14 protein-coding genes and 1 tRNA gene are annotated in these 13446 nt (G+C 55.9%); 5 read left to right on the top strand and 10 right to left on the bottom strand.

Going from position 1 to position 13446, the window contains the following annotated elements:
• Positions 1-47: 47 nt before the first annotated feature.
• On the bottom strand, positions 48-692 hold the full coding sequence (locus ACR0NF_RS05910; RefSeq protein ID WP_480470131.1) for a pyrimidine 5'-nucleotidase: 645 nt from the start codon (positions 690-692) through the stop codon (positions 48-50).
• Between the two features lie 100 nt (positions 693-792).
• On the opposite strand from ACR0NF_RS05910, the gene ACR0NF_RS05905 reads away from it, so the two are divergent.
• Entirely contained in the window at positions 793-1440 is a 648-nt protein-coding gene (locus ACR0NF_RS05905) for a GntR family transcriptional regulator (protein WP_480470130.1), read from the top strand.
• Here the strand turns inward: ACR0NF_RS05905 and ACR0NF_RS05900 are convergent.
• Together ACR0NF_RS05900 and carA are read right to left on the bottom strand one after the other, a co-directional pair.
• A complete protein-coding gene (locus ACR0NF_RS05900; RefSeq protein WP_480470129.1) occupies positions 1397-3307 on the bottom strand; it encodes a glycosyltransferase in 1911 nt (636 codons plus the stop codon). The genes ACR0NF_RS05905 and ACR0NF_RS05900 overlap by 44 nt on opposite strands.
• An 80-nt stretch (positions 3308-3387) precedes the next feature.
• Positions 3388-4554, bottom strand: coding sequence for a glutamine-hydrolyzing carbamoyl-phosphate synthase small subunit (gene carA / locus ACR0NF_RS05895; protein WP_480470128.1), 1167 nt, complete (start codon positions 4552-4554; stop codon positions 3388-3390).
• A gap of 183 nt (positions 4555-4737) precedes the next feature.
• On the opposite strand from carA, the gene ACR0NF_RS05890 reads away from it, so the two are divergent.
• The gene (locus tag ACR0NF_RS05890; RefSeq protein ID WP_480470127.1) at positions 4738-5220 is read left to right on the top strand and encodes a GatB/YqeY domain-containing protein; all 483 of its coding nucleotides are present in this window, start codon (positions 4738-4740) and stop codon (positions 5218-5220) included.
• On the opposite strand, the gene ACR0NF_RS05885 is transcribed toward ACR0NF_RS05890, so the two are convergent.
• The 3 genes from ACR0NF_RS05885 to ctaD form a co-directional block, all read right to left on the bottom strand.
• Positions 5221-5706, bottom strand: a complete 486-nt coding sequence (locus tag ACR0NF_RS05885; RefSeq protein ID WP_480470126.1) for a DUF2244 domain-containing protein — start codon at positions 5704-5706, stop codon at positions 5221-5223. It abuts the gene before it with no gap.
• Positions 5707-5751: 45 nt separating this feature from the next.
• A complete protein-coding gene (locus ACR0NF_RS05880) occupies positions 5752-6351 on the bottom strand; it encodes a DsbA family protein (protein ID WP_480667081.1) in 600 nt (199 codons plus the stop codon).
• Positions 6352-6497: 146 nt separating this feature from the next.
• Positions 6498-8156, bottom strand: coding sequence for a cytochrome c oxidase subunit I (gene ctaD, locus ACR0NF_RS05875; RefSeq protein ID WP_480470124.1), 1659 nt, complete (start codon positions 8154-8156; stop codon positions 6498-6500).
• A gap of 279 nt (positions 8157-8435) precedes the next feature.
• Here ctaD and ACR0NF_RS05870 point away from each other — a divergent pair, with 279 nt between their 5' ends.
• On the top strand, positions 8436-8855 hold the full coding sequence (locus ACR0NF_RS05870) for an HIT family protein (RefSeq protein ID WP_480658020.1): 420 nt from the start codon (positions 8436-8438) through the stop codon (positions 8853-8855).
• 389 nt (positions 8856-9244) lie between these two features.
• On the opposite strand, the gene lipB is transcribed toward ACR0NF_RS05870, so the two are convergent.
• Together lipB and ACR0NF_RS05860 are read right to left on the bottom strand one after the other, a co-directional pair.
• Positions 9245-9901, bottom strand: coding sequence for a lipoyl(octanoyl) transferase LipB (gene lipB / locus ACR0NF_RS05865; protein WP_480777909.1), 657 nt, complete (start codon positions 9899-9901; stop codon positions 9245-9247).
• Between the two features lie 39 nt (positions 9902-9940).
• Positions 9941-10600, bottom strand: a complete 660-nt coding sequence (locus tag ACR0NF_RS05860; protein ID WP_480777908.1) for a DsbA family oxidoreductase — start codon at positions 10598-10600, stop codon at positions 9941-9943.
• Positions 10601-10729: 129 nt separating this feature from the next.
• Here ACR0NF_RS05860 and ACR0NF_RS05855 point away from each other — a divergent pair.
• Positions 10730-10816, top strand: a tRNA-Leu gene (locus ACR0NF_RS05855).
• 44 nt (positions 10817-10860) lie between these two features.
• Positions 10861-11286, top strand: a complete 426-nt coding sequence (locus ACR0NF_RS05850) for a hypothetical protein (RefSeq protein ID WP_480470120.1) — start codon at positions 10861-10863, stop codon at positions 11284-11286.
• A gap of 45 nt (positions 11287-11331) precedes the next feature.
• On the opposite strand, the gene ACR0NF_RS05845 is transcribed toward ACR0NF_RS05850, so the two are convergent.
• The gene (locus ACR0NF_RS05845) at positions 11332-13050 is read right to left on the bottom strand and encodes a motility associated factor glycosyltransferase family protein (protein ID WP_480470119.1); all 1719 of its coding nucleotides are present in this window, start codon (positions 13048-13050) and stop codon (positions 11332-11334) included.
• Between the two features lie 172 nt (positions 13051-13222).
• Positions 13223-13444, bottom strand: a complete 222-nt coding sequence (locus ACR0NF_RS05840) for a hypothetical protein (RefSeq protein ID WP_480470118.1) — start codon at positions 13442-13444, stop codon at positions 13223-13225.
• Positions 13445-13446 lie beyond the last annotated feature (2 nt).

The following is a 13446-nucleotide window of genomic DNA, read 5'->3' as shown; positions in this document are numbered from 1 at the left end:
CGCTATGCTGCGACTGCGAAACGCACAGATCGTCGCAGTGTGACAGCCTATCGCAGGCGGCCCAGAAACCCGGTCAGATCATCTGTGTGATGGTGAATGTGGTCGGCTTCATGCGGGTCGGGTGCAACATGAACAGTGCGCATTCCCATTTCATGCGGGGCAGCCAGATTGCGTGGATCATCTTCGAACATTGCGGCTTTTGCGGCGTCGATACCATCCTGTGCAAAGATCGCCTCGAACGCGGCCTTTTGCGGTTTGGGACGATAGCCTGCATGTTCAATGCCGTAGATTGCATCGAACAGCCCATCCAAACCGCGCGCGGTCAGTACCCGTTCGGCATAAGGCGCGCTGCCATTTGTGTAGACAATGCGCCGCCCGGGCAGGGCGCGGATGTGGTCCGCCAGCGCGATGTCGGCCTCCATATGGCTCATATCCACCTGATGGACCGCGTGCAGATAGGGATCGGGGTCCAGATCATGCTCGGCCATCAGACCAGCGAGCGTGGTACCATATTCCCGCCAATAGTGAGAGCGGAGCCGGTCGGCTTCGGGCCGGTCGACACCGATGGCTTGCACCACGTAATCCGTCATCAGCACCTCGATCTGATCGAACAGGCGCATATGTGGCGGATAGAGCGTATTGTCGAGGTCGAACACCCATTGGGTGACGTGAGCAAAAGCAGGTTTGACCATGCTTTGGGTTTAGGGCGGTAGGCTGAGGTTTTCAATGCCGCTCTTGATTGCCAGGGCGTGTGGCGGATAGACAGGTCCGAACGAGGAGACACTACAGCCGATGCCCCAATCCAAACAGTCCAACACGGACGCCTACAGCCTTATTCTCGAAGCGATCGATGTGGGCATCTACAAGCCCGGCGACCGGCTGGTGGAAAGCGAGCTGGCCGAGCGTTTCGGCGTTTCACGCACCCCGATCCGGGAAGCCCTGCAGCGGCTGGAAACACAATCCCTGCTAGAACGGGACGGACGGTCACTTATTGTGGCGTCGCTCAATCACAACCAGATGGCCGAACTCTATATCGTGCGGCGTGAACTGGAAGGTCTGGCTGCGAGGCTGGCGGCCAAACACGCTACCGAAGAGGAGATCCGCGTGTTGCAGGAGATGGTGATTGCCGACAATGAATTGATCGGGGATCCTTCGGCGCTGTCGCGGGCCAATCGTCGCTTTCATGAGCAGATCCACCTCGCCTCACACAACCGCTATCTGGTGCAGCAGCTTGATCTTGTTCACCGAACCATGGCGCTGATGGCGACAACATCGCTGGCAGCGGAAGGGCGTGGCGAGATTGCGCAGAGCGAGCATGAAGGCATCGTTCAGGCCATTGCCGCGCGGGATGAGGAGGCGGCAGCCAAGGCGCTGCAGGACCATATCTCGGTCGCGTTCATGACCCGGCTGAAGCAGGATGCGATCCGGCGCGAGAAATAGCGGTTTCGCATTCCTCGATTGCGTGACCGTGCTGGGTCTTGTCCCAAAAGAACGGGTTAACCGCCAGTTCCCACAGACCTTTGTAAGCGGCCAGAACGCCCAGCGGGTAGTAGAGCGCCATTGTTGGCACCCATGGCAGCAGGAACCTCCGGTTTCCTGCTATGACGCCCAGCATTCCGACCAGAAGGTTGGCGGCCTCGGCAACAAGGAAAACATAGACGCAGGCGGTCAGGAAGCCCGGCGTCATGATCGGTTGGAACGGGTTGGGCAGGTCAAGGAAGATCAGCCAAAACACCCACAGAACCGGGGCCAGAAGAAACTGACCCAGTGTTCCCAGAAAAAACGCCTGCAGGCCCATAAACCGCAGAACCCCAAGATCATGCAGTAGTTTTCGTGGTTCGCGCATGTGTACCAGGTAGGTGACCATGAATCCTTTTAGCCAGCGTGAGCGTTGCTTAACCCAAGGCCAGGCGCGAAAGTTGGCCTCTTCATAAGTGGCGGTATCCACAATCTCGGTCCGGTATCCAGCGCGGCTGAGGCGGACGCCCAGATCGGCATCTTCGGTGACATTGTGGGCATCCCAACCGCCCAGTTCCAGCAGCTTGTCGCGGCGGAAGAAGAAAGTTGTGCCACCCAGAGGAACGACCAGGCCCAAACGGGCGATGCCCTTCAGGATCACGCGGAACCAGCCGCTGTATTCAATTGTGAAGCAGCGCGACCGCCAGTTGGTACGCGGGTTGTAATAGTCCAGCACGCCTTGCAGGCAGACGACGTCTTCAGGAGCTGTCGCGAAATGGCGAACGACGGTTTCGATCTGATCCGGAACCGGAGCGTCCTCCGCATCCCAGACGCCCAGAATGTCGCCGCGACAGAAATCCAGCGCATAGTTCATAGCGCGGGGTTTCGTGGTCAGTTCACCGCGCTGAGGCACGGTGATGGCGCGCATCCAGCTTGGTAGGTTGATCTGTTCCAAAGCTGCTTTGGTCACATCGTCCTGTTCTTCCAGCACCAGAATGACGTCCAGCAGTGCTTTGGGGTAGGTGAGGCGGCTTAGCCGCGCGATCAGGACATCTGCAATCTCTCGTTCTTTATAGAGCGGGACCAGGATTGAGACGCAGGGCAGGCGGAGAGGATCATCGGTGTCAGGCTCTGGCGGTGTCTTTCCGGGCCACAGATAGGCGGCGAGCCCCGACAGCCTGAGGATCAGGAACAGGCCCAGCGTCAGCAAGGTAACGCCCAAAAGAAGGCTGAGGCCGGCCATTGGAATGAGGACGAAGAGGATGGCCAGCAGCAGAAATCCGATGATGGGGCCGCTCCGCGCTTTGGCCGACCAATTGCGGCAGCTCTGTCTGGCCATAACGCGGGTTTCTGCGGCCTGTGCCAGCGGCATGGCGTAATGACGGGCGATTGCGGCGTCGATCTGCTCAGGTCCGGCCAGAACCGGAACGATGGTATAACCGTCGTCCTTCAAAGTTTCCTCGACCGCTGGGAATGCGTCGGGGCGCGCTGTAGCGATCAAAAGGATTGGCCCAACGCGCACCCAGGGCAGCACATTGTGATCCAACCAGAACTCGACCGGTTTCAGCGCACAGATGTCTGCAGGAGGTGGGACCTGCTCAAGATCGGCGATCTGCAGGCCAGTTTGATCAGATAGCGCTGAGAGAACCTGTGCACGCGTGGCCCAACCTTCCCCGACCAGTATTTCCCCCAGTGGGGCGTTCTGCTGTGCTTGCATCCGCAAAGCACGCGACAGCTGGTCGGACGTAATGATGCCTTGATCAAGCAGACAGGTGCCAAGTGGTTTGCGCGAATGTGGTCCGGGCACCGGTTGCGCCAGTGTCTGACGCTGAAGATTCAATTCGACCATAAGAAAACCCTGCCGCAAGTCACGCTGGGCAGGGTTGCTTGATCAGGGTTAACGTGCGGTTAACGCTGTTGAATTCGGCATTAAGCCTGTGTTTTTTGGTCTGCCATGGCTGCGGCAAAGCGTTCGAACAGGTAAAAACTGTCTTGCGGGCCCGGCGAGGCTTCGGGGTGATGCTGTACCGAATAAACCGGGCGACCTGTCATGCGGATGCCGCAGTTCGAGCCGTCAAACAGCGAGCGATGTGTCTCGACTACGCCATCGGGCAGCGTTTCGGCATCGACCGCGAAGCCGTGGTTCATTGAAGTGATCTCGACCTTGCCGGTTTCCATATCCTTGACCGGATGGTTAGCGCCATGGTGCCCGTGGTTCATCTTGATCGTCTGCCCACCAAGCGCCAGCGCCAACATCTGATGGCCAAGGCAGATGCCAAAAACGGGAAGATCGGTTGTGTCCAGCACTTCCTTGATCATCGGAACCGCGTATTCACCGGTGGCTGCCGGGTCGCCAGGTCCGTTTGACAGGAACACTCCATCGGGCTTGTGCGCCAGCACCTCGGCAGCCGTTGCAGTCGCGGGCAATACGGTTACGTCGCAGCCAGCCGAGGCTAGGCAACGCAAGATGTTGCGCTTGGCACCATAGTCGATCGCGACCACCTTGTGCACCGGAGCTTCCTGTCGCTGATAGCCATCGGGCCACGCCCAACGCATCTCATCCCAGCGATAGCTTTGGGCGCAGGTGACTTCCTTGGCCAGATCCATTCCTTCGAGACCTGCAAAACCACGCGCTGCGGCGATCAGGGCTTCGATATCGAAGTTTCCCTCCGGGTCATGTGCCAGCGCCACATGTGGCGCGCCCTGTTGACGGATGGCGCGGGTCAGGCGGCGGGTATCGACGCCACCAATAGCGATGCGACCACGGCGGGCTAGCCAGGCTTTCAGTTCTTCGGCTGAGCGCCAGTTCGACGGCTCGGTTGGGTCCCATTTGACGACCATTCCAGCAGCCACCGGATCGCCGGTCTCATCATCTTCGGGATTCACGCCGACATTGCCGATATGCGGGAACGTAAAGGTCACGATCTGGCCCGCATATGAGGGATCGGTCATGATCTCCTGATAGCCGGTCATGGCGGTGTTGAAGCACAGCTCAGCCTCGGTTTGGCCGGTTGCGCCAAAGCCAACTCCGTAGAACAGCGTTCCATCGGCCAATGCCAGACATGCGGTGGGCTTGGACGGGGCGTTCTGTGCCATGGCGCGACTCTCCTGCAAGGTAAACGGGCGCATACCTAAGGGGGATAGAGCGCCGGGTCAAGCCTGTTCAAATTTTGGGCTATTGTTGAAAATCAATAACTTAACCATATCCATCGCCCATTGTGCCTGCCTTTTTGTTTCGATATGGTCGGGGTTCCTTTTCCATGGGGATGGACAGATCATATGGATATGCGATCACGGGTGAATGCCGCCCTGAAGCAAGCTATGAAAGACAAAGCCGCCGAGCGTCTGTCGACGCTGCGCCTGATCAATGCCGCGATTAAGGATCGTGACATCGCTTCGCGCGCGTCTGATAATGAAGAGGCCAAGGGCTGCGGCGATGCCGAGGTACTTGAAATTCTTGGGAAAATGACCAAGCAGCGCAAGGAAAGCGCACGTGCTTACGAGGAGGGTGGCCGCCTGGATCTGGCTGAGCGCGAATTGCGCGAAGTTGAGGTGATCGAGGAATTCCTGCCCAAACAGCTGGATGACGATGAGGTCAGCAAGGCCATTCAGACCGCCATCACTGCGACGGGTGCGGGTTCAATCCGCGATATGGGCAAGGTGATGGGCGAGTTGAAAACGCGCTATACCGGTCAGATGGATTTCGGCAAGGTCGGACCGATGGTCAAAGACCACCTGTGTGCCGCGTCGAATGGCGGTTAATCACGCCGGATCACTTAGTTTCCGGTTCAGATCATCGTAGAGCGCGATCCGTTCGTCCTCGGACAAGAACGCACCGATCTCAACTTCGCGCCCATCACCAATCAGTGTCACGTAATGGGGCACCGGCCCGCCGCTTGCGTGCATCTCGGGGCGGGCCCAATAGCGGTTGCAGATCCATTCCTGATCACCCTTGCGCGGGTGATGGTGCACAAGGCGCGCTTGCGTCTTGTCTAGCGTCAACACCTCGAACACGCTGCGCGCGTGATAGTTTGTATGGATCGCCAGCCAGAGGCCCAACACCGTCAACAGCAGGAAAGGCAGCAGCCCCCACAGGACGACCGAGCCTAACATCGCCAGAAGCGGGATCAACCCGAACAGGAACACCGATAGGATGACAATCATGGCGCCACGCGGAGGAAGAGAGTTATGCGGCCAAAGGCGTAACTCATGTTCGGTGTCCGAATTTTCTGTCCATCGATAGGGCATGGCCGGAACCTAGCGCAGCCTATAACAAAGTCGAAGCCTAAACTGTCAGATCACGTGTCCAACACGTGCCCATGACAACGCGTCATCCAGTCGGTCATCTCCCCAGAACACCTCATCGCGCACGACGAAGCTGGGCGCGCCGAAGACTCCCAGCCGGATCGCGGTTTTGGTCTCGGTCTCCAGTGCTGAGACAATGTCCGGGCTGCGTGCCCGCGCGAGGGTTAGTCGCGGGTCTTGCTGGGCGCGGTGCAGAGCTTCGGTGATGGCAGACTCAGATCCCGCCTCGATGCCCTCTTCGAACCAGATACCATAGAGCGCTTGGGTGTAGGTCACGCCCCAGCCCTCGACCATCCCTAGCAGGGCGACCTGATTGGTCAGCGCAAGATCCGAGATCGGGTAGGGTGCAGGCAGGTTGGCGTGGATATGGTACTTGGCCGCACGACGTTCGATATCGCGCCACATATAGGCGGTTTTGATTGGTTTACCGGCGAAGGGGATGTTCTGTTGTTCGGACATGATGGTGCGCACGTTGAACGGGCGCCAGTTCACCGTGGCATCATGGTCAGTGCACCAATCGTCCAGACGTTTGATCGTCAGGAAGCTGTAGGTGCTGCCGATAGAATACCAGAAGTCGATCTCGGGCATCATGAACCCTCCGGTTGGCCGGATATAACGCCCGGACCAGAATAGCCTATTTTTGCTGTTCTGGCGACTGCTCAGCCAATCAGAGCCGGGCCTGAACGAAAAACCCCGCCTCAAAGGGCGGGGTTTTCCTGTCATTCAGGCCGGGATCAGTGCGCGTGGCCTTTGTCCCAGTCTTCCTGCTTTGGCAGCTGCTCGAACGTGTGTTCGGGCGGCGGCGAGGGCAGGGTCCATTCCAGCGTATCCGCGTATTCGTTCCAATAGTTGTTCTGGGTCACACGTGCGCCACGGAACAGGGCGTAGAACACGATGCCGAAGAACAGCAGGAACGAGGCGAAAGACACGAAGGCACCAATCGATGAAACAAAGTTCCACTGCGCGAACGCTTCGGGATAGTCGATATAACGGCGCGGCATGCCCTGACGGCCCAGGAAGTGCTGAGGGAAGAAGGTCAGGTTGGCGCCGATGAAGAACAGCCAGAAGTGAACTTTGCCCCAGAACTCCGAGTACTGACGGCCAGTCATCTTGCCGAAGTAGAAGTACACACCGGCAAAGATTGCAAAGACCGCACCCAAGCTCATCACATAGTGGAAGTGCGCGACGACGTAGTATGTGTCGTGGTAGGCACGGTCCACACCAGCCTGCGACAGCACAACGCCGGTCACACCGCCAACGGTGAACAGGAACAGGAAGCCGAAGGCGAACAGCATCGGCGTCTTGAACTCGATGGAACCGCCCCACATTGTGGCGATCCACGAGAAGACCTTAACGCCGGTCGGAACCGCGATGACCATCGTGGCCAGCATGAAGTACGCCTGCTGACGCAGCGACATGCCAACGGTGTACATGTGGTGCGCCCATACGACGAAGCCCAGAACACCGATTGCGATGATCGCCCAGACCATCGGCAGGTAACCGAAGATCGGCTTGCGCGAGAAGGTCGCGATCACGTGGCTGATGATGCCGAAACCGGGCAGGATCACGATATACACTTCCGGGTGGCCGAAGAACCACAGGATGTGCTGATAGAGGATCGGATCGCCACCGCCGGCCGGATCAAAGAAGGTGAAACCGAAGTTGCGGTCCATCAGCAGCATGGTGATTGCGCCCGCCAGAACCGGCAGCGATAGCAGAATCAGCCACGAGGTGACGAAGATCGACCAGCTGAACAGCGGCACCTTGAACAGGGTCATGCCTGGGGCACGCATGTTCAGGAAGGTGGTGATCATGTTGATCGCGCCGAGGATCGAGGAGGCGCCCGATACGTGTACGGCGAAGATCGCAAGGTCCATGGACATGCCGCCTTCGGTCGTCGACAGCGGTGGGTAGAGAACCCAGCCCACGCCTGAACCCAGTTGGTCGTTACCACCGGGGCTCAGCAGCGAAGCGACACCCAACGAGGTACCGGCGACATACAGCCAGAAGGACAGGTTGTTCATCCGCGGGAACGCCATATCCGGCGCGCCGATCTGCAACGGCATGAAATAGTTGCCAAATCCGCCGAACAAGGCGGGAATGACCACGAAGAACATCATCAGAACACCGTGATAGGTGATCATCACGTTCCACAGGTGTCCATTAGGTGTACAAGGATCGGCCATGAAGCCTTCAAGGCACATGTACTGCACACCGGGGTGCATCAGTTCGAGCCGCATATAGACGGTCATCGCCACCGAGATGAACCCGGCAATCGCCGAGAAAATCAGGTAGAGAATCCCGATATCCTTGTGGTTGGTCGACATGAACCAGCGCGTGAAAAAGCTGCGCTGGTCTTCATGGTCGTGACCATGAATGGCTGCGTCTGCCATTAGGTGCCTCCTGTTGCAACTACACCGCGCAGTCGGACCTCTCCAACGCGCGGGATTCCTGCTGGTTTTAGAATGCGAAGGGGCGACCTTCAATGGTCGAGTTTGATCTGGATCAAGATTAATTGTCGCGGGCAGGCTGTGCTGCGCGACGATCCGGCCTCAGATGCGAAGGATTTGGGAATTCCGTCCGTCATTTCAAGTGGTGATCGGGGAAACCTGCTTGACCCGCATCGAGCTGCGGCTCAGAACAGCGCAGAAGTGCAATATCGGAGGCCCGAGATGACCGCATATGATCCCGAAAACGTCTTTGCCAAGATCCTGCGCGGGGAAATCCCGTCGAACCGCGTCTACGAAGATGATCAAACTGTGGCTCTGATGGATATCATGCCCCGAGCAGACGGGCACCTGCTGGTCATCCCCAAAACCGCGTGCCGTAACATGCTTGACGCTACACCCGAGCAACTGATGGCGGTGATGACAACGGTGCAGAAAATGGCGCGTGCCGTGAAAGACGCCTTTGATGCGGATGGCGTTACCATTCAGCAATTCAACGAGGCCGCGGGCGGGCAGGAGGTTTTTCATCTGCATGTCCATGTTTTGCCGCGACACGAGGACGTATCAATGCGTCCACCGGGCAAGATGGGTGATTTCGACCTGATCGCTGAACATGCCGATAAGATCCGTGCGGCATTGGCCTGAGCTGGCAGACAAGCTTAGCGATTGAGTTCGGGGTTGACGCGCGAGCTTGTCCCGTTTCGGACGTTCTGGAAAACAGGCCCCTAAAACGAGAATTGCCGTTCCGATATGGGGTCGGAACGGCAGACTCGTAACCAAACACTTCTCGGATTTCGCTGGGCAGCCCTGCGATCACCGGTTAACACACCACTCACTCATGAACGGCCATTACATACTATGTGGTTAGATGGCGTTTGTAAGGAGGGGATGTGAAGAATCCCTGAATTTAAGGCGAATTGGGGCGATTCAAAGGAAACACCCGCATGGTTTGCGAAACAGAATGCCCGGAAAATCGACATTGTTGTCCGGGATTTTGACCTTGATCATTCCCAGTACGTGGAATCACGTATATGTTAGACAGCTTCAGTCGCGAACACTTCCTGAAAGGTCTTTTTGAGCGCCACGTCGACGTCATTCATCGTCACCGGCAAGCCCAAATCTACCAAAGACGTAACCCCGTGTTCTTGGATTCCACAAGGCACGATGCCTGTGAAATGAGACAGATCTGGCTCGACATTGATCGAAATGCCGTGGAAGCTGATCCACTTCCGTAGGCGGATTCCTATGGCAGCGATCTTGTCCTCAGCCAGCTGTCCCGTCACCGTCAGAGGTTTGTCTTGCCGCCGTACCCAGACACCCACGCGACCTTCGCGTATCTCGCCAGTAACATTGAATTCGGCAAGAGCTGCGATCACCCATTCCTCAAGCTGCTGCACAAAGCGGCGCACGTCATGTCCGCGTTTGCCTACATCAAGCATGACATAAACCACCCGCTGGCCAGGGCCGTGATAGGTATATTGACCGCCACGTTTGCTCTCATAGACCGGAAAACGATCCGGGTCGGTCAGATCTTCGCGCTTCGCAGATGTCCCGGCTGAGTAAAGCGGCGGGTGCTCGAGCAGCCAGATGCATTCATCCGCCTCTCCCGCTGCAATCGCAGCGGCACGCGCCTCCATGAAGGCGGTGGCATCTTCGTAATCAATGAGGCCGTCAGTGGTCTTCCATTCCATAGCCGTCTCTTAAACCGTCCGCGGGGTAGGGTGAAGGGGTCAGGCAGCTTCGGCCAGACAGCGTTGCAGAACCTGCGCATAGGTGTCGGTGCCTTGCGCGCCGGTCAGCAGGTATTTCCCGCCGAAAACCATTGAAGGCACACCAGAAATGCCCCGGCTGGTCCAGAATTGTTGTTTCTCACGCACTGGCTGGACATGCGCACCCGATTCAAGCGCCACGCGTGCCGCATTCGGGTCGAGCCTGGCTGTCACGACCGCGTCCAGCAACACCTCTGTTTTGGAAACATCCTGTTGATTGGTGAAATAGGCCTCGAACAGGGCAAGCTTCAACGGATGCTGACGCCCCTGCATTTCCGCCCAATCCAGCAACTGATGCGCGGCGAAGGTATTCACGATCCGGCTTTCATCGGTGAAATTGAAAGTAAAGCCGAGTTCGGCCCCCAAAGCGGTCAGCCGCTCGCGCGCTTGCTGGCTCTGCTCGAGTGTAGAGCCATATTTCTCGGCAATATGCTCGCGCAAGTTCTGTCCTTCGGAACCCATGGCAGGGTTCAGTTCGAACGGATGCCAGCGCAGCCGGGCCAACACATTCTCTTGCTTCAGGGCTGCATCGAGTTGGTGAAAGCCAACAATACACCAAGGACAGACCACATCAGATACAACATCAATCTGTACGGTGGGGCGGGGATCGGGCGAGGCCATTTGCTGCTCCAGAATGCTTCCTTTTGCGTTTAGATATGGCCAAAGCGAGTGAATTCAATCACGTGTGTTTTTGCCTCTTCACATCGCGCGGTCCAGCGTCTATACGCCCCCTACCAAGTCATTGGCAGTGCGGTCGTGGCGGAATTGGTAGACGCGCAGCGTTGAGGTCGCTGTGGGGTAACACCCGTGGAAGTTCGAGTCTTCTCGACCGCACCAAGTACTTGATTTTCAACAGGTTTCTTCGCTGAATATAATGGCAAATGGAGCCTTTTGAGATGGATGTACGGGTGCCAAAGGGTCTCTTTATGAGAGGCAAGGGGCACGCGGTCAGAGTCGCAGTACTCAACGAATACCAAGCTATCATCGGTAGGAAAGAGATCGTGCGGGGTCTCGGAACGCAGGACTTGGCTGAGGCTTTGGTTCGACAAGAGGAAGTATTACCAGAAATACTTGCGTCAGTTGGCGAGGGCTCAACGCCCGAACCGATAGTAAAACAGGTTGCGCGACATAACTCTCAAGAGGGAACCACGGTCGGAGATACATCCAATCAGTGGTTGAGAGAGGCCGACGATATCAAAGAGTCCATCGAGGCTAAGCTTGAGAGTATGGATCTGCGTGGGTATGTCTGGATTCTCGTGAAGCTTTCCTATGATGAAGAGGCAGGAGCCTACATCAGTGAATCGTAGCGATCCGGATGTTCTAAGGCGTTTTCAAACGTCACAATAAGAAAGCTATCGAAGAATTTCTTCAAAACCCTTCCGTGGGAGGACATGCAACTGGCCACCATAGCCAACGTTATTGATTTCGCAGCCTTGCTTGTTCAAAACGGACGCTAGGTTCTTTATCGCGGTATTTATTCCTTTGGCTCCGCTATCTCCTGAGCGGAACGCGTTCAGCCTGCGTGCTTCTTTTTTCCCACCGCCATAGAAGTGTGTAACCGGGCCGGAATAATCCAAGTCGACTCCGAGAAGATTGATCTCTTTGTAACCCATGAAATGGCCTAACTGACAGGCTTGCAGTACAACGGATCCCCCCCGAAAGAACATATTTTTACCAGGGGTGATGGGACCGTGCGTCAAGTTAAACGGCCCATCGCCAAAGACATATGTGTTTGTTGGCAGCGGCCTAGGCGCAGAGGCTATTGCAGTACCGCTTAAAAAAGTCGCTTCTGCAGGAAACGCATCTATTTCACTCTTATAATCCCGATAAACGGCAGCATCGCTGACTATTAGAAAGCGAGGCTTCGGTAGCCCCAAAGACATTGCTTTGAAGCCGCGATTTACAACAATTATGTCCTCGCCATTAAGAAGGTGAAGTGGCATCTTTTTAAGAGAGGGACCATTTGCGACGACAAAACAACGGTTGCTGCGAGGGCAGGGCCAAGGTTTTTCACCACAATAAGCTTCATTCCAGTTTCGGCACAATTCTTCTAATTCAGCCCAACCGATCATCGCGGCCCAGGATTGGAAGCTCGTCAGAAGCCTTGTTGAATGCGGCAGTCGGGAAAGGGAGTTCCTGAACAGAGATGCCACCATGTCGTTGTCACGCGCTTCAATAGCGGCGTCCACGGCATCTTCAATTAGACCAGATATATCTTCCCCGACTGCTGCCTTTGCAAGGAGGCATCTATCATGGTAGTGAAGAATCTCTGCGCGCTGCAAAATACCGGCTGATGGCATCTTTTCATCTGCAATGCGGGCGGCTTGCGCCCAGTCGCCGGAAAAAATAACCGTCTCCAATCGCTTAAGTTGATCGAATTGATTGCGCCGGCTGCTTACCGGTTGCTGTTTCAAAACGGCTTCTAGCTTTGCGTTTTCCAACCGTTTCTCAATAGATCTCGAAACTTCGAGTATTTGCGATATAGTTTCTTTATCAAGAATTTCCGGTATACGCCCACTGCGATTGACTAACGCTCGTAACCAGTCGAACAACTTTTGGTTCTGGCGATGCTTTGACCCTTGTGGAGGATTTCTCAGTATTCTGATCCCTCGTGAGATCAACTCTTTATCTTCAAACCTTACACCAATTTCAATAAGTGAGCTTGCACGCATAGCTTCAGATAAGCTTTCGCTCACCTCAAGAAATTTGATGAGGTGATCGAACTCGTTCGACTCAGCTAGGATTTCGATCATTAATAAATCTGCGGCGGGTTTCTGCGGGGAATCCGATTTGATTCGGTCCAACCAATAACGGGCAGACTGATACTTCTGCGCTCGCCTAAGAGTTCTTGCCATGCGAAGCTTTACAAGATCACTTTTATCAAAAAAATATGGCCTCTGTACGCTCAAGCTCAGGGCCGGATCTACCGAGTGGATAGCTCGAAAAATACAGTCTGCTGCATACGCTCGTTGGACTGGGGACTTCAGATGGGGAAGGTCTGCGATCGACTTGTCGACGCCGAATTGGAAAACGATTTCGGTCGACGGCTGAATCCTGGCGACTTCATGCATGCGTATGGCGGGCTCCAACATATCGGCAAATGATCTTTTGGCGCTGAGGGCATGTTGAAACTGTTTATTTAGCCTTCTCGCTTTGAATTTTCGCCACTGTCTTCTCAAGCCCATAAGTTAATCCCCATTTAAAAATTTCTCATCGGGGTTGTATTGTTGATCGGTTATGGCATCAAGTGGTCAGATCGGCCTTGGTTGGCGACAGCAGGCGAATAGTCGCTGAACAAATGATGCCATTCGCGCTCTGAATATCAATGCGTCCTGAACCTGGATTAACCGCATCAATGAAGCACGGAATGGTCATATCACGCGCGAATGCCCGAAAGTAGTTTTCAGTGGGAACGATTGACGCATCCTCACGGACTTGCGCCGGAACCAAGAGCATCTCTGCCAAAT

The organism is Ruegeria sp. CF4 (assembly GCF_056537345.1).
This window is presented reverse-complemented; position numbering and strand designations above follow the sequence as displayed.